The organism is Sphingopyxis sp. J-6, from assembly GCF_046603995.1.
Lineage (GTDB): Bacteria > Pseudomonadota > Alphaproteobacteria > Sphingomonadales > Sphingomonadaceae > Sphingopyxis.
The window spans coordinates 2,238,653-2,260,962 of record NZ_CP145810.1 but is presented as its reverse complement, the minus strand read 5'-3'; the positions used below and the strand labels follow the sequence as shown (position 1 = coordinate 2,260,962).

Sequence of the window (22,310 nt, the reverse complement as noted above, 5' to 3'; positions counted from 1 at the left end):
TTGCTACCCCCTTACCGTCATCCCGGCGCAGGCCGGGATCTCGACTTCGCGTTATAACGAGCCGATGAGATCCCGGCCTGCGCCGGGATGACGAATATGATATGCTGGCTGATGCCGGGAGGAGAGGGAGAGCGCTCCAATGCAACCCATGTCGCTTCTCATCACCACATGCGTCCTGTTCGTCGGCACGCATTTCGCGCTGTCGCATCCGCTGCGCGCCCCGCTCGCCGGGCGGATGGGCGAGCGGGCGTTCCTGATCATCTATTCGATCGTCGCGATCGCGACGTTCATCATGGTCGTGCAGGCGTGGCGCGGCATGCCGCCCGAGCCGCCCTTGTGGGTCGCCGGTGACGCGCTCTGGGCCTTTGCCTCGCTGGTCGTGCTGTTCGCGAGCATATTGTTCATGGGGTCGCTGATCGGCAACCCGGCGCTGCCCGCGCCGAACGCCGCCTTTGCCGCGCAGGGCGCACCGCGCGGCGTCTATGCGATCACGCGCCATCCGATGATGTGGGGCTTCGCGCTCTGGGCCTTCGCGCACGCGCTGGTGATGCCGACGCCGGCGCAGTTCATACTCTCGGGGATGATCGCCTTCCTCGCGCTTGCCGGGTCGGCGGGGCAGGATGTGAAAAAGGCGCGGTTGATGGGCGATAGCTGGCGGCACTGGGCGGCGCGGACGAACTTCATACCCTTCGCCCGCCAACTCGGCGGTGCGCCATGGGGCGATACGCTGCCGCGGCCGCACGCCTTGTTCGGCGGCATCGTCCTGTGGATCGCCGCGACCTGGGCGCATGGCGCGCTCGGCTATATGGTCGCGGGCATCTGGCGCTGGATCGGATAGGAGCGGCATGAACGCGGGAACGCACTTTAACGACCTGTCGCTGCGCCTGCTCGGCCGCGCCTTCGACCAGCTCGATCCCGAAGAAGTCCGCGTCGTGCAGGCGATCGCCGCGCGCGCGCCGAGCAGCCGCGACGCCGCCGATATCGGCGATGCGCAGGCGAGCACCGGCGACCGGCTCGCCGACCGCGTTGCGGCGGTCGGCGGCTCGTGGGGCTTCATCATCGTTTTTACGCTGGTGCTGCTCGGCTGGATGCTGCTCAATTCGGAAGTATTGCAGCGCTTCGGGCTCGCCTTCGACCCCTATCCCTTCATCTTCCTCAACCTGATGCTCTCGACGCTCGCCGCGGTGCAGGCGCCGATCATCATGATGAGCCAGAACCGCCAGTCGGCAAAGGACCGGCTGACCGCCAGCGTCGACTACGAGATCAACCTGCGCGCCGAACTCGAAATCATGCGGCTGCACGAAAAGCTCGACCAGATGCGGATCGGCGAGCTGGCGGCGAAGGTCGAGGAACTGTGCGCGCGCATGGATAAGAAGGGCATCAGTTGATGATTTCGCCGCGCTCGTCCGAAGGCAGCGCGATCAACCTCTCTCGCCACATCTGCAGCGCTTCGGGCGTCAATCGCGGCCAATCCGTGATTTCGCCAAGGATCCTGAGCGGCGCACTGCTGCGGTAAGACCGGGTGGGGTTGCCCGGAAATTTCTTGTCGGTCACATTGGGGTCATTCTCATATGCCCCGGTCGGCTCGACGAGATAGACGCGCGGGACGGCGTCGCCTTCGATAAGTTCTGCCGCAATTTCAGCGGCAAGCCCTGCACCGCTCACGAGCGCTGTGAAGTAGATATGGTTCATCACCACTTCGGGGCGATAGTTCGAGCGGTGGCCCGCCATGAGGAAATCGCCGACGCGCAAATCGGCGATCGTGCCGTGAAAGAACGGCCCCTCGTCCAGCATTTCGGCCATCGTCATCGTTCCTATTCGCGACCCTGCTTGCGATTTCTCATCGTCACCCCGGACTTGATCCGGTGTCCATCGCAGCGCCTAAGTCATGGACCCCGGATCGAGTCCGGGGTGACGAAGGCAAAAAAGACCTGCCGTCGGCCGCCCTACAGACGCACCATCCGCATCCCTTGTTCCCCGTAGCGCGGTCCGTTCGTCCCGCCCTTCGGCGCGGCTGCGTCAATCGCCGCAAGGTCGTCGGCGGTCAGCGTCACGTCGGCGGCGCCGACGCTGTCCTCCATCGTCGCGCGGCGCTTGGTGCCGGGGATGGGGACGATATCGTCGCCCTGCGCGAGCAGCCAGGCGAGCGCGACCTGCGCGTTCGACACGCCGTGCTTCGCCGCGACCCCGGCAATCGCATCGACGATCGCGAGGTTGGCGGGGAGGTTCTCCTCCGAATAGCGCGGGTCGTTCCGCCGCCAGTCATTCTCGGGCAATTCGTCGCGGCTACGGATCGTGCCGGCAAGGAAACCGCGGCCGAGCGGCGAATAGGGGATGAAGCCGATGCCGTTGTCGCGGCAGGCGGGCAGGATTTCATCCTCAATCTCGCGTTCCCAGATCGAATATTCGCTCTGCAATGCGGTGATCGGCGCCGCTTTGGCGGCGCGGCGGATCGTTTCGGGGCCGGCTTCGGACAGTGCGATGTGGCGGACCTTGCCCTCCTTCACCAGCTCCATCATCCCGCCGACGACCTCCTCGATCGCGATCGAGGGATCGACGCGGTGCTGGTAAAACAGGTCGATCGTGTCGATGCGGAGCCGCTGGAGCGAGCCTTCGCACGCGGCGCGGGCGTTGGCGGGCGATCCGTCGACCCCGACGATCTTCTGCCCCTCGAACCGGAAACCGAATTTGGTCGCGATGACCAGCCCGTCGCGCTTGCCGCGGATCGCTTCGCCGAGCAGTTCCTCGTTGCTGAACGGGCCATAGATTTGCGCGGTGTCGAAAAAGGTGACGCCAAGGTCGATCGCGCGATGAATGGTGCGCGTCGATTCGCCGAGATCGGCATTTTCGCCGTAGAGGATGTTGCCGCCCTTGATCATCGGCATGCAGCCGATGCCGATGGCGGAGACTTTAAGGCCGTGGCCGAGCGTGCGATATTTCATGGGGCGACTCCTGCGGGGGGACTGTCGTCTTCTACACCGTCGGCGGCATATTTGGTCGCCGCGACGTCCGCCACGACATTGCCGAGGGTGCGGAAGATATCGGGAAAGGTCTCGACCGCGACGAGCAGGCCGAGCGGCGCGACGGGCACGCCCATTGCGATGGCGATCGGCGCAATCGAGGTCACGAAGCTGATCGAACCGGGTAGGCTGACCGACGAGAGCGCCGCGGCCAGCGCAACGCCGAGGCCGACCGCCATTTCGAACGGCGTCAGTTCGACCCCGAACAGCCACGCGACATAGACGACGACCGCGAGGTTCATCGCCGGGCTGGTGAAGCGGAACAAGGCGACCGCGAGCGGCAGGACGATGTCGGCTTTCTTCGGTTCGACGCCGAGCTCGGCCGACGATTTGAGCATCGCGGGCAGGCTGGCGAGCGAGCTTTGCGTGCTGATCGCGACCGCAAAGGTCGGCACCATCGCGCGCACGAAACGCGGCAAGGCTATGCCGACGACGAACACCGCAAGCACGATCCCGAGGATGATCGTGCAGACGCCGATCGCCGACAGCATCAGCACATAATGGACGAGGCCGCCGAACGCCGCGACCCCGGCCTTGATCGCCAGCGCATAGCCGAGCGCGAAGACGCCGAGCGGCGCGAGCGCCAGCACCCAGCCGATGACGACGAGCATCGCATCGCCCAAGGCCTTGAAAAACCCCGACAGCGTTGCGCGCTCGGCGCTGCCGATGCGGCTGATCGCGAAGGCGAAAATGGTCGTGAAGACGATCAGCGGCAGGATCGAGGTGTCGGCCGCCGCGGCGATCGGATTGGTCGGGATCAGGCCGAGGACGAAATCGGTGAAGGTGGGCGAGGGGACGGCGTCGGTCGCCCCTCCAAGCCCGTGCCGCAGCCCTTCGGCCGCCGCAGCGGACATCGGGAAGGCGCGCAGCAGGAGCGGCAGCACCAGCAGGGTCATCAGCCCGGCGAGCAGATTGGCGCCGATGAAGATCGCCACGGCGCGGCCCGCCAGCTTGCCTGCCCGCGCGGCATCTGCGGTCGCGGTGATACCCGTGATCAGCAATGCGACGATCAGCGGGATGATCGTCATCTTGAGCGCGTTCAGCCAGAGCAGGCCGACCCATTCGATATAGGGCAGTGATGCCGTGCCCCACGGGGCCGAGATTGTCTCGACCGCGACGCCCAGCAACATGCCGACGATCAGCGCCGAGAGGATGATCCATGCGGATTTCACGACCGATTCACCTGCGAACCCCTCCGGCCAGCTTGCCAAGCAAAAACGGGTGACCTAGGGCCGTCGCCGGGGGTGGCCGGGACAAGCTCTTGTCTCGATGTTCCGCTTAAGTAGCAGAGGTGGCATGCGCAAGTTTTTCGGAACCGACGGTATCCGCGGACTGACCAACCAGATTCCGATGACCGTCGAGGTCGCGATGCGCGTCGGCATGGCGGCGGGCGCGCATTTCCTGCGCGGCGATCACAAGCATCGCGTCGTCATTGGCAAGGATACGCGTATTTCGGGCTATATGCTGGAAAACGCGCTCGTCGCGGGTTTTACCAGCGTCGGCATGGACGTCGTGCAGGTCGGGCCGATGCCGACCCCGGCGGTGGCGATGCTGACGCGCTCGATGCGCGCCGACCTTGGCGTTATGCTGTCGGCCAGCCACAACCCCTTCTACGACAACGGGATCAAGCTGTTCGGGCCCGACGGCTATAAATTGTCCGATGAGGACGAGATCCAGATCGAAATGCTGCTCGCGAGCGAGCCGAAGCTTGCCGAACCGGCGCAGATCGGCCGCGCCAAGCGCATCGAGGACGCGCGCGGCCGTTATATCCACGCGGTGAAGCAGAGCCTGCCCGAATCGGTCCGCCTCGACGGGCTGAAGATCGTCCTCGATTGCGCCAATGGCGCCGCTTACAACAGCGCCCCGACGGTGTTCTGGGAACTCGGCGCCGACGTGATTTCGGTCGGGGTCTCGCCCAACGGCACCAACATCAACGACAAATGCGGCTCGACCGCACCGCAATTGCTCCAGGAAACCGTGGTTGCGAGCGGCGCCGACATCGGCATCGCGCTCGACGGCGACGCCGACCGGCTGATCGTGGTCGACGAAAAGGGCGCGATCGTCGACGGCGACCAGATCATGGGGCTGATCGGCGCGAGCTGGGCGCGGCAGGGACGGCTGAAGGGCGGCGGCGTCGTCGCGACGGTGATGTCGAACCTTGGCCTCGAGCGCTTCCTCGAAGGCGAAGGACTGCGGCTCGAACGCACCAAGGTCGGCGACCGCTATGTCCTCGAACGGATGAAGGAAGGCGGCTTCAACGTCGGCGGCGAACAGTCGGGGCATATGATCCTGTCGGACCATGCGACGACCGGCGACGGCACGCTGGCCGGGCTTCAGGTGCTCGCCGAGCTGGTCGCGGCGGACCGGCCGGCGAGCGAATTGCTCCACCAGTTCGATGCGGTGCCGCAGCTTTTGAAGAATGTCCGCTTCGCGGGCGGCAAGCCGCTCGAAAACGGCAATGTCCAGACCGCCATCGCCGACGGCGAGGCGGCGCTCGCCGGGCGCGGGCGCCTCGTGATCCGCGCCTCGGGCACCGAGCCGGTGATCCGCGTGATGGCCGAAGGGGACGACGCGAAACAGGTTGAACAGGTCGTCGATATGATATGCGACGCCGTAAAGGAGGCAGCGAACCGCCATGCTTGAAATGCGACCCGATTGTGAAAAGTGCGGGCGTGATCTGCCCGCGAACGCCCATGGGGCGTTCATCTGCTCGTTCGAATGCACCTTCTGCGCGAATTGCGCCGACCGGCTCGACGAGCAATGCCCCAATTGCGGCGGCGACCTGCTCGACCGGCCGCTGCGCGAAGGCGCGGCGCTGGCGAAATTCCCGGGATCGACGGTGCGAAAGTATAAGGGTTGACCGCACGCGTTCTGATCATTGCCGGATCGGACAGCGGCGGCGGCGCCGGCATCCAGGCCGATATCAAGACGGTGACGATGCTCGGCGGCCATGCGATGACCGCGATTGCCGCGATCACCGCGCAGAACAGCATGGGCGTGCAGGGCGTCCACGCGATCCCGGCCGAGATGGTGCTGATGCAGATCGACAGCGTCGTTCAGGACATCGGCGTCGATGCGGTCAAGATCGGCATGATCGGCAGCGCCGAAACGGCGGCGGCGGTGGCCGAACGGCTCGCGCGCGCCGATCTGGCGACGACGCCGGTGGTGTTCGACCCCGTGATGGTGTCGACGAGCGGGTCGGTGCTTGCCGACGCCGCGACGATCCGCGCGTTCGAGGCGCTGATGCGGCGCGCGACGGTCGCGACTCCCAATCTGGGCGAACTCGATGCGTTGGGCGGCGAGGCGGCGGTGCTCGCCCACGGTTGCGCGCTGCTCGTCAAGGGCGGGCATGGCGCGGGCGAGACGGTGACCGACCGGCTGCTCGAACCCGATGCCGGCGAGGTCGCGCGCTGGGAAGCGCCGCGGATCGACAGCCGGCACACCCACGGCACCGGCTGCACGCTGGCGAGCGCGATCGCGACGGGGCTGGCGCAGGGCATGCCGCTCGAGCCCGCGGTCGCGCGGGCGCGCGATTTCGTGCGGCTGGCGCTGCTCGATGCGCCGGGACTGGGTGAGGGGCATGGCCCGATGGGGCAGCAGGCGGTACGCAACGACGGGCTATTCACCGGCCCGGCGCTCAACCAGTTCACCTTGCCCGCGTCCGATTATTCGGCCTCGGTCGCCTTCTACAAGCAGCTCGGCCTGACGCAGATCGTCGATAGCCCGGACAATGGTTATGCGCGCTTCGAGGCGATCAATGGCGTGACGCTGTCGATCCATGTCGGCGACGGCGAGGCTGGCGGCGCGACGACCTATCTGGAAAGCGGCGCGCTCGACGCGTGGGTTGCCTATCTCGCCAGACGCGGCGTGCGCTTCGACCAGATGCCGAAGGACGAGGACTGGGGCTGGCGCGAGGCGCGGCTGACCGATCCGGCTGGCAACCGGCTGTGCCTGTATCAGGCGGGCGAATATCGGAGGTACCCGCCGTGGCGGATTTGACTCCCCTCCCATTTATGGGAGGGGTCGGGGGAGGGCCTGTTTCGACGGCGCCCGAGCTCGACAGACCCTCCCCTAACCCCTCCCATAAATGGGAGGGGAACAGATGATCGTCGGCGTAGACGAAGCCGGCCGCGGTCCGCTTGCCGGGCCGGTCGTCGCGGCGGCGGTGCTGCTCTGCGAAGGCGGTATCGCCGGGCTCGACGATTCGAAGAAGCTCTCCGCCAAACGCCGCGGCGAGCTGGAGATCGAAATCAAGGCGCGCTGCCGCTGGGGCGTCGGCGAGGCCAGCGTCGAGGAAATCGACCGCATCAACATCCTGCAGGCGACTTTCCTCGCGATGACGCGCGCGGTCGAGGCGCTGGGCTTCGAGCCCGCCGCGGTGCTCGTCGATGGCAACCGGCTGCCGCGCTGGCGCTATACGGCGACCGCGGTGATCGGCGGCGACGCGATCCACCCGTGCATTTCGGCGGCGAGCATCGTCGCGAAGGAGCATCGCGACCGCTATATGACCCGGATGGCGCGCGAATTTCCCGCTTTTGGCTGGGAGAGAAACATGGGCTATGGTACCGCACACCATCTCGCGGCGTTGCGTCAGCATGGCCCGACACCGCTCCATCGGACCAGTTTTGCGCCGGTCGCTCAACTGCATCTGGTCTGAAAACACGCAGGAGAGCGTCATGCGCAGCGGGTTCACGGCCGATGATGTCGGCACGCAGACGGGGCGCTCCTTCCTGGTTACCGGTGCCAACGCCGGGATCGGTTTCGAGACTGCACGCGTGCTGGCGGCGCGCGGCGCACATGTCATCCTCGCGTGCCGCGATGCCGATCGGGCCGAGGCGGCGATGAACCGCATCCGGGCCGATGTTCCGGCGGCCGAACTGTCGTTCCAGCCGCTCGACCTTGCCAACCTCGATCAGGTCCGCGAGGCGGCAAAGGCGGTGCTCGCCGGGCCACGGATCGACGTGCTGGTGAACAATGCCGGGATCATGATCCCGCCGAAAACGCTCACCAGGCAAGGGTTTGAATCGCAATTCGGGGTCAATCACCTCGGCACCTTCGCCTTCACCGGGCTGGTGCACCCCCATATCGACGACCGCATCGTCATCACCTCGAGCATCGCGCACAAGGGTGGCGAGATCGATTTCAGCGACCTGTCGGCCAGCCGCAGCTATCATAACTGGCAGCGCTATCAGACGAGCAAGCTCGCCAACCTGCTCCATATGTTCGAACTCGACCGGCGGCTGGGCGCGGCCGGCCGCGCGACGCAGGCGATCGGCTGTCATCCCGGCGTCGCGCTCACCGAACTGACGCGCCACCTGCCGCTGCCGCTGCGCAGTATGACGCCGCTCGCCGCGCCTTTCTTCAACAGCGCCGCGCAGGGCGCCTGGCCGACGTTGCAGGCGGCGACCGGGGTCAATGTGCAGGGCGGCGATTATCTGGGGCCGCAGGGGCTCGGCGAAATATCGGGCCGCTCGGGTCCGGCGCGCGCGACGCGCACCGCACGCGATCCGAAGCTCGCGCGCGAACTCTGGGTCCGTTCGGTCGACCTGACCGGTGTCGACCCCGGGATATGACCCCGATCGAAATTTTTTTCGCCAGTGAGTCCCCATCGACACACCACCAGTGGTTGAGTCTCCGAGTCGCGACGGACTCCATATGTCGTGGCAGACTCCTTTCGTTCTCATCCCGTTAACCAGTTGGTGACGCGGAATCCCTAGAGTCCTGCGCTTGACGGCGGACTCCGCCTGACTCATCAGGGCCTTCTTTCGGACGAAGACAGGGGCGAAACATGGGTGTGATGGAACGGGTCAAGGCCCCGGCGGCGAAGCAGCGTGCGGTGAAGACGGCACCGGTCGATCTGCCGCTCGACAGCATCCTGCAGGGCGATTGCGTCGAGATGATGCGCAGCCTGCCCGCCGCATCGGTCGACATGATCTTTGCCGATCCCCCGTATAATCTCCAGCTCGGTGGCGATCTGCTGCGCCCCGACGGCAGCCAGGTCGACGCGGTCGACGACGACTGGGACAAGTTCGACAGCCTTGCGACCTATGACCGCTTTACCCACGCGTGGCTCAAGGAAGCGAAGCGCATCCTGAAACCCGGCGGCAGCATCTGGGTGATCGGCAGCTATCACAACATCTTCCGCGTCGGCACCGCGCTGCAAGATCAGGGCTACTGGATCCTCAACGACATCGTGTGGCGCAAGGCGAACCCGATGCCCAATTTCAAGGGCACGCGCTTCACCAACGCGCATGAGACGCTGATCTGGGCGTCGATGGGCGAAAAGGCGCGCTACACCTTCAACTATCGCGCGATGAAGACGCTGAACGACGAACTCCAGATGCGCAGCGACTGGCTGATCCCGATCTGCGGCGGACCCGAGCGGCTCAAGAAGGGCGGCCACAAGGTCCACCCGACGCAGAAGCCCGAAGCCTTGCTCTATCGCATCCTGCTCGCCTGCTCGAACCCCGGCGACGTGATCCTCGATCCGTTCTTCGGCACCGGCACCACGGGTGCGGTCGCAAAGCGGCTCGGCCGCCATTACATCGGCATCGAGCGCGAGGACGATTATATCGCGGCCGCGCTGGAGCGGATCGAAATGGCGCTGCCGCTCGACGAAAGCGCGGTGAAGACGATGATGGCGCCCAAGGCCGCGACACGCGTCGCGTTCGGCACGCTCGTCGAATGCGGCATGATTGCGCCGGGAACGGTGCTGACCGACACCAAGCGCCGCTGGAAGGCGAAGGTGCGCGTCGACGGCAGCCTCGAATGCGAGGGCCAGCCCGCCGGGTCGATCCACAAGGTCGGCGCCGGACTGCAAGGCGCGCCGAGCTGCAACGGCTGGACCTTCTGGCACGTCGATACCGGCAAGGAGCTGCGCGTGATCGATGCGGTGCGGCAGGACTGGCTGCTGGCCAACGAGGCGTAGGACATACCGTCATCCCAGCGAAAGCTGGGATCGCTGGCGTAATAGCACAACGATAGAGATCCCAGCTTTCGCTGGGATGACGTCGGAAGGACTGCGCATGTTTGCACCGCTGACCAAACCCGCCCTCGGCAGCGCCTCGGCGGACGCGCAAATCTATTGCCGTCCGGCCTGCTTTGTCGATCGCCCCCACGAGCTCGACGATCATTGTCTGCGCATCGCCGACACGATGGTCTGGTTCGCAGCATGGCAGGTCAGCCTGCGCGACGATGGCGCGGTGAAATCCGCCATCGTGACCGTCGCCGAATTCGACGACTGGATCGCCGCTATGCCCGATGCGCTCGCGCAGGCGGCTACCATGCAGCGCGCCGCGACCGTGCGTTCGCGGGGCGCGCTCCAGCTCGGCGAGCGAACGATCCGGCTGAACGAACCGCAGTTGATGGGCATATTGAACGTCACGCCCGACAGCTTTTCGGACGGCGGCAAGCATGTCGATACCGCTGCGGCGGTCGATGCGGGTTTCGCGATGGCGTCGGCGGGGGCGGCGATCATCGACGTCGGGGGTGAATCGACCCGGCCCGGCGCGCCGCTCGTCTGGGAAGGCGACGAGATTCAGCGGGTCGAGGGCGTCGTCGCGGGGCTGGCGAAAGGCGGCGTCGCGGTATCGATCGACACGCGCAAGGCCGCGGTAATGGAGGCCGCGCTCGCCGCGGGGGCGGGGATCGTCAACGATATTTCGGCGCTGCGTTACGACGATCGCGCGATGGAGGTCGTCGTCCGTGCCCGCTGCCCGGTCGTGCTGATGCACGCCCCGGCCGCCAAGAGCGATCCGCACGCGGGCGGCGGTTATGACCATGTGCTGTTCGACGTGTACGACATGCTCGCCGAGCGGGTCGCGGCGTGCGTTGCGGCGGGGATCGATCCGGCAAGGATCATTGTCGATCCGGGGCTGGGTTTCGGCAAGGGGATTGCCGACAATCTGGCGCTGATCAACGGTCTCGCGCTGTTCCATACCTTGGGTTGCCCGATCCTGTTCGGGGCCAGCCGCAAGCGGATGATCGGGGCGCTCGACAATGAAGCCCCCGCCGACCAGCGGCTCGGCGGAACGGTGGCCCTCCATTATCAGGCGGCATCGCAGGGCGCGCAGATGCTGCGCATTCACGATGTCGCCGAAAACCGGCAGGCGCTGCGCGTCTGGCGCGGGCTGCGCGATGCGGCGCTGACGGCCTAGCTTTCCTCCTCTCCGCGCCGCGCCTTCTTGCCGCGCGCCACTTCGGTCGCGAGGGCTTCGAAACGCGGTTCCCACGTGCGGCGGAAACGCTGCACCCATGCATCGACCTCGTCGAAACGCTCCGGCGCCACCGCATAGAGCCGCCGCCTTCCATCGGCCTGCGCCGTGGCAAAGCCGCTGTCGCGCAGGACGCGCAGATGCTGCGACACCGCAGGCTGAGAAATCGAAAATTCGGCGGCGATGACCTCGACTATTTCGCCCGAGGACCGCTGGCCGTCGGCGAGCAGTTCGAGGATGCGGCGGCGGACCGGATCGCCGAGGATGTCGAAGGCGTGCATCATTCGGGCGCTGCGGCGCCGGTATAGAAGGCGGTCGTGCTGGCGCCCGCGCGGCTCGCGGCATCTGCAGCGGTGCCATAGGCGATCGAGGCGGCGGTCCATGAATCGCTGCTCGACGTCGCGAAGGCCCGGCCTTCGTCGCTCAGCGGCCAGCTATCCTCGGCGAAGCGCTCCTGCACCGCCGCACCGGTTTCAAGGTGCCAGGCGAGGCCGAGCAGCGAGAGGTCCCAGCCGACGCCGACGGCGCCGGGGCCGAATTTGTCCCAGAATTCCTCGGACTTGTCGTCGAGCGGGGCGATATGGCGCAGGGTCAGGCGCGTGCTCTCGTCGCCGGCTTCGGCCAGTTCGACCTCCACCCAGCTCATCCCGCCGCCGAACTCCCACGTCAGCGCGAAATTGCGCGGCGGCGTGCATGCGGTGACGGTGCCGCCGGCATTGCCCTTGATCTGATATCTGCCGCCAAGCGAAAGGTCGCCTTCGATCGGCGCGAACCAGCGCGGAATGCGTTCCTTGTCGGTGATCGCGTTCCACAGATCGTCGATACCGGTGGCATAGTCGCGCGACGCGACGACGGCACGGCAGGACTCGCCCGCGTGCGTCACATCCTCGACCTTGCGGACGACCATGGCGGCCTGGGCGGCGGTATCGAACGACATGATGATTCTCCCGGTTGGTGCCGGGATACTTATATAAGTGCAAACTTATATATCAAGCGCGATCGACCGGATGTTGCCCGCAGCGGGTCAGGCCGCGGTGTCGATCCCCAGATCGGCGAGCTTGCGGTAAAGCGTCGAGCGGCCGATGCCGAGCCGCCGCGCCACTTCGCTCATCCGGCCGCGATAATGGCCGATGGCAAGGCGGATGACGTCGGCCTCGATCTCTTCGAGCGGGCGGAGGTTGCCGTCGGGCAGGTACAGGGTGACCCCGATCGCTTCGCCGTTGATCGCGACATTGCCGTCGCTCGTCACGCCGCCGCTGCCGCCGAGCGTCGCCTCGATGGCCTTGAAATCGGCGCTGGTGAGGACGTCGGTCTTGCTTTCGACCGCGGCGCGGAACAGCACGTCCTGAAGCTGGCGGACATTGCCCGGCCAGGCATAAGCGGCGAGCAGGCGCAGCGCGTCGTCGGTGACCCCGATCGTGCCCATCCCCGGCAAGCTGCTGATCCGCTGGAGCAAATGCCGCGCGAGCGGGCCGACGTCGCCGCGGCGTTCGCTGAGCGAGGGCAGGGTGAATTGCGCGGACGACAGCGCGTAAAACAGGTCTTCGCGGAAGTGGCCGGCCTCGATCAGCTTGTCGAGCGGGCTGGCGCTGGTCGCGATGATGCGGACGTCGACGCTCTGGCGGATGCTGCCGCCGATCATCTGGACTTCGCCGGTATTGAGGAACTCGACCAGCTTCGCCTGCGTCTCGAGCGGGATGCATTCGACATGGTCGATGATGATGCTGCCGGCATCGGCTTGCACCAGCCGGCCGACCTGACGGTCGAAGGCGCCGGGGAAGGCGCCGCGTTCGTGGCCGAACAGTCCCGATCCGATCAGGCCCGGCGAGACCGCCGAGCAATCGACCATCACCAGCGCGCCGCGGGCGCGCGGGCTGGCGCTGTGGATCGCGCGGGCGAAAACTTCCTTGCCGGTGCCGGGGCGGCCGTTGATCATCACCGGTACCCGCGCCCGCGCTGCCTTGGCGGCAATGGCCAGCGCGCTGCGGAAATTGGGGCTCGACCCGATGATTTCCTCGAAAGCGAGCGGCGCGCGCAGCTTTTCGGTGAGCGGGCGGAGTTCGCCCTGCGGGCCGCTCGTCGAAACGATGCGGTCGAGCGCGCTGAGCAGGCGGTCGGGGGCGATAGGTTTCTGAACGAAATCGCTCGCCCCGGCGCGCATCGCGCCGACCGCGACCTCGACCCCGTTACGCATCGTGATGACGATCAGCGGCAGCGCGGGGCGCCAGCGGCGCAGTTCGGCGACGAATTCGGGGATCGACAGCCCGGAGATGCCCTGATCGACGATCACCGCGTCGAGCGCCATGCCCTCCTGCGTGCCCAGCTTGGCGAGCGCGGTGTCGGTATCGGCGGCGACGACGCTGCGCCAGCCGCCACGCGACACGAGCGCCGCCAGAAAGCGCTGCTGGGCAGGCTCGCTGTCGACGATCATCACCATTCGCGTATCGCGGGTACTTGCCATCGCCTTCGAATCTGCCCCTTTATCGGCACGTTATGCCATTGTTCCGCCGTAGCGAACCCCTTTAACCGATAGGGGTAAAAGGGCGATTAAGGCCATCGGGCTTTTGCCCAGCGGCGCAATTAAGGCCATCGGGCTTTTGCCTTTCGGCGCGACTTTCCGCCAAAGCGGCACTTGAGCATATGGCATGGCGTGGCTAAGACCGGCGCGAAATCCGATTCTGCGGCGCGCGCATGCGCGTGTCGAAGCGGAAACTGGCTAAGGGGAACAGCGATGGCACAGCAGGAAATGAAGGCAGCGGAAGAAACCTACACGGGTTTCCTCAGCCTGCTGAAAATCGGATCGATCATCACTGCGATCGTCACCGTTTTCGTCGTCCTCCTCATCGCTTCCTGATCGGCGTCTGCCATGCGCATCGCTGTGCTGAAGGAACTCGCCGCTGGCGAGACCCGCGTCGCTGCCACACCCGAAACCGTGAAGAAATTCATCGGACTGGGCGCTGAAGTTGCGGTCGAGTCCGGGGCGGGCGAAACCGCTTCGATCGCCGATGCCGACTATGGCGCCGCGGGCGCGAGCGTCGGCAGCCGCGCCGATGTGCTGAAGGGCGCCAACATCATCCTCGCCATTCAGGGGCCCGATCCGCAGGGACTCAAGGGCTTCGCCGACGGCGCCTGGCTCGCGGCAGGCCTGAACCCGTTCGGCGAACGCGCACGGGTCGACGACTATGCCAAGCTCGGCCTCGAAGCGCTGGCGATGGAATTCATGCCGCGCATCACGCGCGCGCAGTCGATGGACATCCTGTCGAGCCAGGCGAATCTCGCAGGCTACAAGGCGGTGCTGATGGCGGCGAACGCCTATGGCCGCGCCTTCCCGATGATGATGACTGCGGCGGGTACCGTTAGCGCCGCCAAGGCGTTCGTGATGGGTGTCGGCGTCGCCGGGCTCCAGGCGATCGCGACCGCGCGGCGCCTCGGCGCACAGGTCAGCGCGACCGACGTGCGCGCCGCGACCAAGGAACAGATTCTCAGCCTCGGCGCCAAGCCGATCTTCGTCGAGACGGTCGCGGGGATCGAGGGCGAGGGCGCCGGTGGCTATGCCACCGAAATGTCGGACGAATATAAGGCGGCGCAGGCCGAACTCGTGTCGTCGCACATCGCCAAGCAGGACATCGTGATCACCACCGCGCTGATCCCGGGGCGCCCCGCGCCGCGGCTGATCAGCGACGCGCAACTCGCGACGATGCGCGCGGGCAGCGTCATCGTCGACATGGCGGCCGAAAGCGGCGGCAATGTCGAGGGCGCGGTCGCCGGCGAGGCTAAGAAGATTCACGGCGTCACCGTGATCGGCGCGCAGAATATCGCCGCATTGATGCCCGCCGACACCAGCGCACTGTTCAGCCGCAACCTGTTCAACTTCCTCTCCGCCTTCTGGGACAAGGAAGCCGGCAAGCCGGTACTCGACGAGGAAATCGGCAACGCGGTGCGGCTGACGCAGGGCGGCAAGGTCGTGAACGAGCGGCTGCTGGGGTAGAATTTCTATCCGAAAATGGCCGATTTCGGCCTTTTCATGGAACTTTCCGGGGGTAAGATGCGTTCAGGGTTTGATTACCCTGACGTTTCAACAACCGGAGAATGATTGATGCTGCGTGCGAAGTTTTTCGCTTTTCCGCTTTTTGCTCTGACTGCCGCCGCGATGACCGTGCCCGCTTCTTATGCGCGGGCCGATGAAGGCGAAGAGACCGCTGCCGAAGCCGATGCCGCTGCCGGCGCGATGCAGGACGGCTGGAACATCGTCCAGAATGCGACGAGTTCGCCCGAACACAAGACGCTGGTGCAGGCGATCACCGCCGCCGGCCTCGCCGACACGCTGAGCGCCGCCGGCCCCTTCACCGTTTTCGCGCCGACCGATCAGGCCTTTGCCGCGGTGCCGCAGCCGATGACCGCCTATCTGATGGATCCGGTCAACAAGGATCATCTGGCGCAGGTGCTCAAATATCATGTCGTCCCCGGGACGATCACCTCGACCGACCTTTATGCGAAGATCAAGGCCGGCGGTGGCAAGACCACGCTGACCACCGTCGAAGGCGAGCCGCTGACCTTCACCGAGGTCGAGGGTAATATCAAGGTCGACGGGACGCAGGGCAGCTCGGGCTATGTGACGCAGGCCGATGTCGCGCAGTCGAACGGCGTCATCCACGTCCTCAACGGCGTGCTGATGCCGACGTTTGCCGCAGCCGAGCCTGCCGCCGATGCCGCGCCGGCCGCCCCCGCGACCGAAGCCGAGCCGGCACCTGCCGCCGACCCCGCGAGCTGACGCAACAAAACTGTAACCCGCCGGGCCTAGGGGCGCTTCGCATGAAGAGCCATTTTGCAACGGCGCTGATCGCCGCAGGCCTCGGCCTGGCGGGTTGCAGCAGCAAATCCGACCCCGCACCCACCGAAAAGCAGAGCGTCGCGAGCCAGATCGCCGCGACCGTTGCGGCCGACCCGAACGGCACCATCGCCGACGCGGTCGCGGCATCGCCGACGCACAAGATGCTCGCCACCGTGTTGCAACAGGCGGGGCTTGCGGCAACCTTGTCGGGCACCGGTCCCTTCACAGTCTTCGCGCCGACCGACGACGCTTTCATCCAGGTGCCGCCGACGACGCGCGACGGCTGGATGCTGCCGGCGCAGAAGCAGGTGCTTACCGGCATCCTTCAATACCATATCGTGCCCGGCAAGCTGACCGTCGCCGACCTGTCGGCGAAGATCGCGGCGGACGGCGGCAAGACGTTGCTCAAGACGGCCAGCGGCGAGGAACTGACCGCCAGCCTCAGCGGCAAGGCGATCCTGCTCACCAGCGCCAGCGGCAACCGGGCGACGGTGACGGCACCCGACATTCAGCAGGCCAACGGCGTGGTCCATGTCATCGATGCGGTGCTGCTTCCGGCAATGTAACGCGCAACTTTGTTGCACTGCGACATTTTATGTCGTGAATTCCAGACATTTCCTGCTTTTTTGGGGGCTGAAGCGCGTTTTTTAGACCGCTTAGGAGTCGACACGCCTGCATCGCCACGGCAAGAGGTGCGCCACGCGGAATCAGCAGGGGAGCGCGCCGTGGATTTCATTGCGATTTTTTCGATTTTCGTGCTGGCGTGTTTCGTCGGCTATTTCGTCGTCTGGTCGGTGACCCCGGCGCTGCACACGCCGCTGATGAGCGTGACCAATGCCATTTCGTCGGTGATCATCGTCGGCGCGCTGATCGCCAGCGCCGCCGCCGGATCAGCTTCGTCGAAGTGGCTGGGGCTGGCCGCGGTGGTGATGGCGAGCATCAACATCTTCGGCGGTTTCGCGGTCACTGCGCGCATGCTCGCGATGTACAAGAAGAAGGAGCGCTGAGATGGACATCCAGTCGATCCTTTCCGCCGCGACCGGCGGCCATGGCCTTGCCGTAAACCCTTGGGCGGCCGTCGCCTATCTGGTCGCCGGCGTCCTCTTCATCCTCTCGCTGCGCGGGCTTTCGTCGCCGGCAACGGCGCAGAGCGGCAACCGTTTCGGCATGATCGGCATGACGATCGCGGTCGTCACCACCTTGCTGACGCATATGCCGATGAAGGTCGGCGATGCCATGAACAGCTATGTCGGCATCGATCCCGTCGCCTTGGTCGAGATTCTCGCCGCGATCGGTATCGGTGCGGTGATTGGCATCGTGATGGCGCGCAAGATCGCGATGACCGCGATGCCGCAGCTCGTCGCGGCCTTCCACAGCCTTGTCGGCCTCGCCGCTGTGGCCGTTGCCGCCGCCGCCTATCTCAATCCGCTCGCGTTCGGTATTGCCGATGCGGCGGGGCAGATCCACACGGTCAGCCGTATCGAAATGGGCCTCGGCATCGCGATCGGCGCGATCACCTTCTCGGGCTCGGTCATCGCCTTCCTCAAGCTCAACGGCAATATGTCGGGTTCGCCGATCATGCTGCCGGGCCGGCACATCATCAATCTCGGCACGCTCGCCGCGATCATCGGGCTCGTCGCCTATTTCACCGTCGACCAGAGCCCGTGGGTGTTCTGGACCGTGACCGGGCTCAGCTTCGTCATCGGCTTCCTGCTGATCATCCCGATCGGCGGCGCCGACATGCCGGTCGTCGTGTCGATGCTCAACAGCTATTCGGGCTGGGCCGCGGCGGCGATGGGCTTCACGCTCGGCAATACCGCGATGATCATCACCGGGGCGCTCGTCGGCTCTTCGGGTGCGATCCTGTCGTACATCATGTGCCGCGCGATGAACCGCAGCTTCATCAGCGTGATCGCCGGCGGCTTCGGCGCCGATGATTCGGGCGGCGGTTCGGGCGGCACGAAGGAACAGCGCCCGTGGAAACCGGGCAGCGCCGACGACGCCGCCTTCCTGATGAGCCAGGCCGAAAATGTCATCATCGTTCCCGGTTACGGCATGGCGGTCGCGCAGGCGCAGCACGCGCTGCGCGAAATGGGCGACCTGCTCAAGAAGGAAGGCGTCAACGTCAAATATGCCATCCACCCGGTCGCGGGCCGCATGCCCGGCCATATGAACGTGCTGCTCGCCGAGGCGAATGTGCCTTATGACGAAGTGTTCGAATTGGAGGACATCAACGGCGAGTTCGCGCAGTGCGACGTCGCCTTCGTCATCGGCGCCAACGACGTGACCAACCCGTCGGCAAAGACCGACAAGTCGTCGCCGATCTATGGCATGCCCGTGCTCGACGTCGAAAAGGCGAAGACCGTGCTGTTCGTGAAGCGTTCGATGGGCGGGGTCGGCTATGCCGGCGTCGACAACGACGTCTTCTATATGGACCAGACGATGATGCTGCTCGGCGACGCCAAGAAGATGACCGACGACATCGTCAAGGCGCTGAACGGCGGCGGGCATTGATCGCACAGAGATTGACCTAAACCGTCGCCCCTGCGAAGGCAGGGGCCGCTGGCAGCCTTGAGCTACCTCGATAGCGGCCCCCGCCTTCGCGGGGGCGACGTGTTTTTGGGATAAGGAACCCTATGCGTAAAATCGGCCTGATCGGGGGAATCAGCTGGGCATCGACCGAGCTTTATTACCGCCATCTCAACAAGGGGGTGCAGAAGCGCCTGGGGACGGCCTGTTCGGCGCCGATCATTCTCGAAAGCCTCAACTATTGCGAGCTGTCGCGGCTGACGACGCCCGAACAATGGGCGCATGCGAAAGATGTGCTGATCGCTTCGGCGCAGCGGCTCGAGGCGGCGGGGGCGACGGCGCTGATGATCGCCGCCAATTCGATGCACAGGGTCGCCGAGGACGTCGCGGCGGCGATTTCGATCCCGCTGATCCATATCGTCGACGAAACGGGCGAGAAGATGAAGGCCGACGGCATCAAGGCCGCGGCGGTGATCGGTACGCGCAATGTGATGACCGAGGCGTGGTTCCGCCAGCGGCTCGTCCGCCACGGGCTGACGCTTGCCCCCTATGACGCGACGCGCGCCGAGGCGATCGACAATATCATCTATGACCAGCTCATGCAGGGCAAGGTGCTCGAGGAATCGCGCCGGACGATGAAGACCTTCATCACCGATATCGCCAAGCAGGACATCCAGGCGCTGGTCCTCGCGAGCACCGAACTGGTGATGCTGGTCGATCCCGACGCCAACGTCCTGCCGATCTACGACACGACCCGCATCCACGTCGCGGCGGGCGTCGACTGGATTCTGGGCGAGGGCTGATCAAAAATCCTCCCTGTCGCAAGGCGATGGGGAGGAGTGATGGGCTAACTCATCCGGGTCCATGTCACGGTGCGGCAGAACACCGAAACGCAGCCCTTCATCGTCATCTTGTTGCCCTTCACGCGCAGGTGGGCCTTGTAATAGCGCCCGTCCTCGGGGCTATAGCCTTCACCCTTCCAGCCGTCGCCGGCCGGGACGAGGTCCCAGTAGATCTGTAGCCCGGCAACCTTGCGGTCGCGCTTCTGCTTGTCGGGGTTGCGCTCGTCGCGCTGGCCGCCCGCCGGTTCCTTGATCAGCAGACGCTCGATGCGGCCGCACATTTTTGCGCCGCACGGCGCCATCGCGACGATCCCTTTGCCGTCGTCGGTCTTCCAGCGCCCGCTGATCGAGGCGGGCGCGGCGGCCATCGTCGGCACGGCAATCAAGGCGCCAAGCGCCAAGGCATATCTGTGGAACATTGCGACCTCTCCCTGTTTTACAGGCATGTCAGCAACATGTCTTGACTTCCGTCAAGTCTTGCCGCATGTTTCGAAAGAAACAGGGAGAGACTTATGCGAATCCATGGCCTGTCGCGAACGGCTTATCTGACCTTCGCCGCCGCCGCGCTTGTTGCGGGCCCGGCGTCGGCCAAAACGATCAGCGTCAGTGCAGATACGCCCGACGCCAATGAAAAGCTGCAAGAGGCGCTGATCATGGCGGTGTCGGGAGATGTCGTCGAACTGGGCGCCGGAACGTGGAAGCTCATCGACGGGCTGTCGCTCGACGTCGCCAATGTCACCATCCGCGGCGCCGGAACCGACGCCAATGGATCGATCCTCGACTTTTCGGACCAGCAGGGGTCGGGCGAGGGGCTGCTCGTCACCTCTGACGACGTCTATCTCACCAACTTCGCGGTGCTGAACACCAAGGGCGACGGGATCAAGTCGAAGGGCGCCGACCGCATCGTCTATCACGAGCTGCGCGTCGAATGGACCGCCGGACCGAAGGAAACCAACGGCGCCTACGGCATCTACCCGGTCGAAAGCACCGATGTGCTGATCGACAGCGTGTTCGTGCGCGGCGCGTCGGACGCCGGTATCTATGTCGGCCAGTCGAAGAATATCGTGGTGCGCGACAGCTTCGCGATCGAGAATGTTGCGGGGATCGAGATCGAGAACAGCTACGACGCCGACGTCCACGACAATATCGCGATGCGCAATACCGGTGGCATCCTCGTGTTCGATCTGCCGAGCCTGCCGATGCAGGGCGGGCACAATGTCCGCGTCTTCGACAATATCGTGAAGGACAACAGCACGCCCAATTTCGCGCCGAAGGGCAATATCGTCGCGAGCGTCCCGACCGGCACCGGGGTGCTGGTGATGGCGAACAACAATGTCGAGATTTTCGACAATGCCTTCGAGGATAACGGCACCGCCAACATCATGATCGTCGGCTATCGCTATCCGTACAAGGATGACAAATACCAACCGCTGCCGCGCCAGATCTTCGTGCGCGACAATGCGCACGGCCGGGCGGGTTTCGCGCCCGGCTTTCCCGGCGGTACCGAGATGGCGGCGGCGATGGGCGGATCGATCCCGCCGATCCTGTGGGACGGGTCGGGCAATGCCATCGTCAACGACGATGTCGGCGTGCTGTCGCTGAACCTGCCCGATGTCCAGACGCCGCAGAGCGAGGCGAAGCCGTCGCCGGTCGACCTCAAGGACAGCGCGCCCGCCGCGCTGCCCGGGATCAAGCTGCCCGCGAGCATGGAGGCGAAGGTCCAGTGAAGCGCCTTGCCGCCGCCTTTGCTGCGGCGCTGTTATGTGCGAGCGGCGGGGCCGCGGTTCCGGTGGCGGGTCCCGATCAGGCGCTGATCGACGGCGACACGATGCCGCGCAAGCTGTCGGAGTTCGGCCTGTTCGTATCGGGCGGCGCTGCATTGCAGGCCGGCGTGGTGCCGTACGAACTGCACACGCCGCTGTTCAGCGACTATGCCGACAAGGCGCGCGCGATCTGGCTGCCCGTCGGTACAAAGGCCGAAGTCGGCGGCGACGGCACCGTCGCCTTTCCGGTCGGCACGGTGCTGATCAAGAGCTTCTCGTGGAGCGGGCAGGGCGGTGGCAAGCCGGTCGAGACAAGGCTGCTGATCCACCGCAAGGACGGCTGGACCGCGCTTCCTTACGTGTGGGACGCCGACGGGCGCGACGCGACGCTGGCGATCGGCGGGCGGCGCGTGCCGGTAAGTTTTACCGAGCCCGACGGCACGCCGCAGTCGATCAGCTATGCCGTGCCGAACAAGAATCAGTGCAAGGAATGCCATGCCGAGGCGGGAGCGATCGTCCCGATCGGCCCCAAGGCGCGCAACCTCGTCTTCGCGCCGCAGTGGCAAGCGTTCCGGAGCGGCCGTTTCACCTGGCCGGCGAACCGCATCGCGCCGCTGCCGCGCTGGGACGACCCGAAGAGCGGCAGCGTCGCGGAGCGTGCGCGTGCCTATCTCGACGTCAATTGCGCGCATTGCCACAACCCGAAGGGCAGCGCGTCGAACAGCGGCCTGTTCCTGCGCTGGACCGACGATCCGACGGGCGTCAATTACGGGATCGGCAAGCGCCCGACCGCGGCGGGACGCGGCAGCGGCGGGATGGAATTTGCGATCAAACCGGGCGATCCCGATCACAGCTTCCTGATCTATCGTCTCGAAAGCCTCGATCCCGGCATCGCGATGCCCGAACTCGGCCGCGGCGCCGTACACAAGGAAGGCGCGGCGCTGCTCCGGCAATGGATCGCCGATATGCCTGAGCGTTAAGATAATTGAGGCCGTCTCGGCCTTGAATGAAACAGGTTCCGCCCATATGCGTCATCCCGGCGAAGGCCGGGATCTCATCCTTGCAGCCTGACGCACCGTCGAGATCCCGGCCTTCGCCGGGATGACGATAAA

General features: G+C 65.6%; 25 protein-coding genes. 18 read left to right on the top strand and 7 right to left on the bottom strand.

Features of this window, described 5'->3' with window-relative positions; all coding sequences use genetic code 11:
- Nucleotides 1-139 precede the first annotated feature (139 nt).
- Both V6U71_RS10935 and V6U71_RS10930 read left to right on the top strand, forming a co-directional pair.
- A complete protein-coding gene (locus tag V6U71_RS10935; protein WP_411342251.1) occupies nucleotides 140-838 on the top strand; it encodes an NnrU family protein in 699 nt (232 codons plus the stop codon).
- Nucleotides 839-845: 7 nt separating this feature from the next.
- Nucleotides 846-1,388: a DUF1003 domain-containing protein gene (locus V6U71_RS10930; protein WP_411342250.1), complete on the top strand. Its 543-nt coding sequence runs from the start codon at nucleotides 846-848 to the stop codon at nucleotides 1,386-1,388.
- On the opposite strand, the gene arr is transcribed toward V6U71_RS10930, so the two are convergent.
- From arr to V6U71_RS10915, 3 genes are all read right to left on the bottom strand, one after another.
- On the bottom strand, nucleotides 1,381-1,803 hold the full coding sequence (arr, locus tag V6U71_RS10925) for an NAD(+)--rifampin ADP-ribosyltransferase (RefSeq protein ID WP_411342249.1): 423 nt from the start codon (nucleotides 1,801-1,803) through the stop codon (nucleotides 1,381-1,383). The genes V6U71_RS10930 and arr overlap by 8 nt on opposite strands.
- Before the next feature lie 143 nt (nucleotides 1,804-1,946).
- Nucleotides 1,947-2,942, bottom strand: a complete 996-nt coding sequence (locus V6U71_RS10920) for an aldo/keto reductase (RefSeq protein WP_411342248.1) — start codon at nucleotides 2,940-2,942, stop codon at nucleotides 1,947-1,949.
- Complete coding sequence (locus tag V6U71_RS10915) at nucleotides 2,939-4,192, bottom strand: dicarboxylate/amino acid:cation symporter (RefSeq protein WP_411342247.1); 1,254 nt, start codon at nucleotides 4,190-4,192, stop codon at nucleotides 2,939-2,941. Before V6U71_RS10915 ends, V6U71_RS10920 begins: the two co-directional genes overlap by 4 nt.
- 124 nt (nucleotides 4,193-4,316) lie before the next feature.
- Here V6U71_RS10915 and glmM point away from each other — a divergent pair, with 124 nt between their 5' ends.
- The 7 genes from glmM (at nucleotide 4,317) to folP (ending at nucleotide 11,176) form a co-directional block, all read left to right on the top strand.
- A complete protein-coding gene (gene glmM, locus V6U71_RS10910; RefSeq protein WP_411342246.1) occupies nucleotides 4,317-5,663 on the top strand; it encodes a phosphoglucosamine mutase in 1,347 nt (448 codons plus the stop codon).
- Nucleotides 5,656-5,880, top strand: coding sequence for a DUF1272 domain-containing protein (locus tag V6U71_RS10905; protein WP_054587981.1), 225 nt, complete (start codon nucleotides 5,656-5,658; stop codon nucleotides 5,878-5,880). Before glmM ends, V6U71_RS10905 begins: the two co-directional genes overlap by 8 nt.
- Nucleotides 5,877-7,019, top strand: coding sequence for a bifunctional hydroxymethylpyrimidine kinase/phosphomethylpyrimidine kinase (thiD, locus tag V6U71_RS10900; protein ID WP_411342245.1), 1,143 nt, complete (start codon nucleotides 5,877-5,879; stop codon nucleotides 7,017-7,019). The genes V6U71_RS10905 and thiD overlap by 4 nt, the downstream gene beginning before the upstream one ends.
- Before the next feature lie 103 nt (nucleotides 7,020-7,122).
- A complete protein-coding gene (locus tag V6U71_RS10895; RefSeq protein ID WP_411342244.1) occupies nucleotides 7,123-7,677 on the top strand; it encodes a ribonuclease HII in 555 nt (184 codons plus the stop codon).
- Between the two features lie 19 nt (nucleotides 7,678-7,696).
- Nucleotides 7,697-8,593, top strand: coding sequence for an oxidoreductase (locus V6U71_RS10890; RefSeq protein ID WP_411342243.1), 897 nt, complete (start codon nucleotides 7,697-7,699; stop codon nucleotides 8,591-8,593).
- Between the two features lie 215 nt (nucleotides 8,594-8,808).
- The gene (locus tag V6U71_RS10885; protein ID WP_411342242.1) at nucleotides 8,809-9,948 is read left to right on the top strand and encodes a site-specific DNA-methyltransferase; all 1,140 of its coding nucleotides are present in this window, start codon (nucleotides 8,809-8,811) and stop codon (nucleotides 9,946-9,948) included.
- Between the two features lie 97 nt (nucleotides 9,949-10,045).
- On the top strand, nucleotides 10,046-11,176 hold the full coding sequence (folP, locus tag V6U71_RS10880) for a dihydropteroate synthase (protein WP_411342346.1): 1,131 nt from the start codon (nucleotides 10,046-10,048) through the stop codon (nucleotides 11,174-11,176).
- Here the strand turns inward: folP and V6U71_RS10875 are convergent.
- The 3 genes from V6U71_RS10875 to V6U71_RS10865 form a co-directional block, all read right to left on the bottom strand.
- The gene (locus V6U71_RS10875; RefSeq protein WP_411342241.1) at nucleotides 11,173-11,517 is read right to left on the bottom strand and encodes an ArsR/SmtB family transcription factor; all 345 of its coding nucleotides are present in this window, start codon (nucleotides 11,515-11,517) and stop codon (nucleotides 11,173-11,175) included. The genes folP and V6U71_RS10875 overlap by 4 nt on opposite strands.
- Complete coding sequence (locus tag V6U71_RS10870; protein WP_411342240.1) at nucleotides 11,514-12,170, bottom strand: SRPBCC family protein; 657 nt, start codon at nucleotides 12,168-12,170, stop codon at nucleotides 11,514-11,516. Before V6U71_RS10870 ends, V6U71_RS10875 begins: the two co-directional genes overlap by 4 nt.
- An 87-nt stretch (nucleotides 12,171-12,257) precedes the next feature.
- Nucleotides 12,258-13,694 carry a sigma-54-dependent transcriptional regulator gene (locus tag V6U71_RS10865; RefSeq protein ID WP_054727460.1) on the bottom strand — a complete coding sequence of 479 codons (1,437 nt, stop codon included), beginning with the start codon at nucleotides 13,692-13,694 and terminating at the stop codon, nucleotides 12,258-12,260.
- Between the two features lie 270 nt (nucleotides 13,695-13,964).
- On the opposite strand from V6U71_RS10865, the gene V6U71_RS10860 reads away from it, so the two are divergent.
- From V6U71_RS10860 to V6U71_RS10830, 7 genes are all read left to right on the top strand, one after another.
- Nucleotides 13,965-14,087, top strand: coding sequence for an aa3-type cytochrome c oxidase subunit IV (locus tag V6U71_RS10860; RefSeq protein WP_054587972.1), 123 nt, complete (start codon nucleotides 13,965-13,967; stop codon nucleotides 14,085-14,087).
- Nucleotides 14,088-14,099: 12 nt separating this feature from the next.
- On the top strand, nucleotides 14,100-15,221 hold the full coding sequence (locus V6U71_RS10855; RefSeq protein WP_411342239.1) for an NAD(P) transhydrogenase subunit alpha: 1,122 nt from the start codon (nucleotides 14,100-14,102) through the stop codon (nucleotides 15,219-15,221).
- Between the two features lie 108 nt (nucleotides 15,222-15,329).
- Nucleotides 15,330-16,004 (top strand): fasciclin domain-containing protein, encoded by a 675-nt coding sequence (locus V6U71_RS10850; protein WP_411342238.1) that lies wholly within the window; start codon nucleotides 15,330-15,332, stop codon nucleotides 16,002-16,004.
- A gap of 41 nt (nucleotides 16,005-16,045) precedes the next feature.
- Nucleotides 16,046-16,630: a fasciclin domain-containing protein gene (locus tag V6U71_RS10845; RefSeq protein ID WP_411342237.1), complete on the top strand. Its 585-nt coding sequence runs from the start codon at nucleotides 16,046-16,048 to the stop codon at nucleotides 16,628-16,630.
- Nucleotides 16,631-16,789: 159 nt separating this feature from the next.
- Entirely contained in the window at nucleotides 16,790-17,071 is a 282-nt protein-coding gene (locus tag V6U71_RS10840; RefSeq protein WP_039573456.1) for a proton-translocating transhydrogenase family protein, read from the top strand.
- A 1-nt stretch (nucleotide 17,072) separates the two neighbouring features.
- Entirely contained in the window at nucleotides 17,073-18,578 is a 1,506-nt protein-coding gene (locus V6U71_RS10835; protein ID WP_054587969.1) for an NAD(P)(+) transhydrogenase (Re/Si-specific) subunit beta, read from the top strand.
- A 122-nt stretch (nucleotides 18,579-18,700) separates the two neighbouring features.
- Entirely contained in the window at nucleotides 18,701-19,396 is a 696-nt protein-coding gene (locus tag V6U71_RS10830) for an aspartate/glutamate racemase family protein (RefSeq protein ID WP_411342236.1), read from the top strand.
- Between the two features lie 44 nt (nucleotides 19,397-19,440).
- Here V6U71_RS10830 and V6U71_RS10825 read toward each other — a convergent pair whose 3' ends face one another.
- Nucleotides 19,441-19,854, bottom strand: coding sequence for a DUF2147 domain-containing protein (locus V6U71_RS10825; protein ID WP_411342235.1), 414 nt, complete (start codon nucleotides 19,852-19,854; stop codon nucleotides 19,441-19,443).
- Nucleotides 19,855-19,947: 93 nt separating this feature from the next.
- Here V6U71_RS10825 and V6U71_RS10820 point away from each other — a divergent pair, with 93 nt between their 5' ends.
- Together V6U71_RS10820 and V6U71_RS10815 are read left to right on the top strand one after the other, a co-directional pair.
- Nucleotides 19,948-21,162: a parallel beta-helix domain-containing protein gene (locus tag V6U71_RS10820; protein WP_411342234.1), complete on the top strand. Its 1,215-nt coding sequence runs from the start codon at nucleotides 19,948-19,950 to the stop codon at nucleotides 21,160-21,162.
- Nucleotides 21,159-22,178, top strand: a complete 1,020-nt coding sequence (locus V6U71_RS10815; protein ID WP_411342233.1) for an SO2930 family diheme c-type cytochrome — start codon at nucleotides 21,159-21,161, stop codon at nucleotides 22,176-22,178. Before V6U71_RS10820 ends, V6U71_RS10815 begins: the two co-directional genes overlap by 4 nt.
- The last annotated feature ends 132 nt before the right edge of the window (nucleotides 22,179-22,310 follow it).

What these genes read in the sequence shown, in the direction of transcription:
- arr (WP_411342249.1), bottom strand. Translation starts at nt 1,803, where the DNA reads ATGGCCGAAATGCTGGACGAGGGGCCGTTCTTTCACGGCACGATCGCC.
- V6U71_RS10920 (WP_411342248.1), bottom strand. Translation starts at nt 2,942, where the DNA reads ATGAAATATCGCACGCTCGGCCACGGCCTTAAAGTCTCCGCCATCGGC.
- folP (WP_411342346.1), top strand. Translation starts at nt 10,046, where the DNA reads ATGTTTGCACCGCTGACCAAACCCGCCCTCGGCAGCGCCTCGGCGGAC.
- V6U71_RS10930 (WP_411342250.1), top strand. Translation starts at nt 846, where the DNA reads ATGAACGCGGGAACGCACTTTAACGACCTGTCGCTGCGCCTGCTCGGC.
- V6U71_RS10825 (WP_411342235.1), bottom strand. Translation starts at nt 19,854, where the DNA reads ATGTTCCACAGATATGCCTTGGCGCTTGGCGCCTTGATTGCCGTGCCG.
- V6U71_RS10850 (WP_411342238.1), top strand. Translation starts at nt 15,330, where the DNA reads ATGCTGCGTGCGAAGTTTTTCGCTTTTCCGCTTTTTGCTCTGACTGCC.
- V6U71_RS10860 (WP_054587972.1), top strand. Translation starts at nt 13,965, where the DNA reads ATGGCACAGCAGGAAATGAAGGCAGCGGAAGAAACCTACACGGGTTTC.
- V6U71_RS10870 (WP_411342240.1), bottom strand. Translation starts at nt 12,170, where the DNA reads ATGTCGTTCGATACCGCCGCCCAGGCCGCCATGGTCGTCCGCAAGGTC.
- V6U71_RS10895 (WP_411342244.1), top strand. Translation starts at nt 7,123, where the DNA reads ATGATCGTCGGCGTAGACGAAGCCGGCCGCGGTCCGCTTGCCGGGCCG.
- glmM (WP_411342246.1), top strand. Translation starts at nt 4,317, where the DNA reads ATGCGCAAGTTTTTCGGAACCGACGGTATCCGCGGACTGACCAACCAG.
- V6U71_RS10865 (WP_054727460.1), bottom strand. Translation starts at nt 13,694, where the DNA reads ATGGCAAGTACCCGCGATACGCGAATGGTGATGATCGTCGACAGCGAG.
- V6U71_RS10885 (WP_411342242.1), top strand. Translation starts at nt 8,809, where the DNA reads ATGGGTGTGATGGAACGGGTCAAGGCCCCGGCGGCGAAGCAGCGTGCG.
- V6U71_RS10875 (WP_411342241.1), bottom strand. Translation starts at nt 11,517, where the DNA reads ATGATGCACGCCTTCGACATCCTCGGCGATCCGGTCCGCCGCCGCATC.
- V6U71_RS10845 (WP_411342237.1), top strand. Translation starts at nt 16,046, where the DNA reads ATGAAGAGCCATTTTGCAACGGCGCTGATCGCCGCAGGCCTCGGCCTG.
- V6U71_RS10890 (WP_411342243.1), top strand. Translation starts at nt 7,697, where the DNA reads ATGCGCAGCGGGTTCACGGCCGATGATGTCGGCACGCAGACGGGGCGC.
- V6U71_RS10820 (WP_411342234.1), top strand. Translation starts at nt 19,948, where the DNA reads ATGCGAATCCATGGCCTGTCGCGAACGGCTTATCTGACCTTCGCCGCC.
- V6U71_RS10855 (WP_411342239.1), top strand. Translation starts at nt 14,100, where the DNA reads ATGCGCATCGCTGTGCTGAAGGAACTCGCCGCTGGCGAGACCCGCGTC.
- V6U71_RS10830 (WP_411342236.1), top strand. Translation starts at nt 18,701, where the DNA reads ATGCGTAAAATCGGCCTGATCGGGGGAATCAGCTGGGCATCGACCGAG.
- V6U71_RS10835 (WP_054587969.1), top strand. Translation starts at nt 17,073, where the DNA reads ATGGACATCCAGTCGATCCTTTCCGCCGCGACCGGCGGCCATGGCCTT.
- V6U71_RS10905 (WP_054587981.1), top strand. Translation starts at nt 5,656, where the DNA reads ATGCTTGAAATGCGACCCGATTGTGAAAAGTGCGGGCGTGATCTGCCC.
- V6U71_RS10935 (WP_411342251.1), top strand. Translation starts at nt 140, where the DNA reads ATGCAACCCATGTCGCTTCTCATCACCACATGCGTCCTGTTCGTCGGC.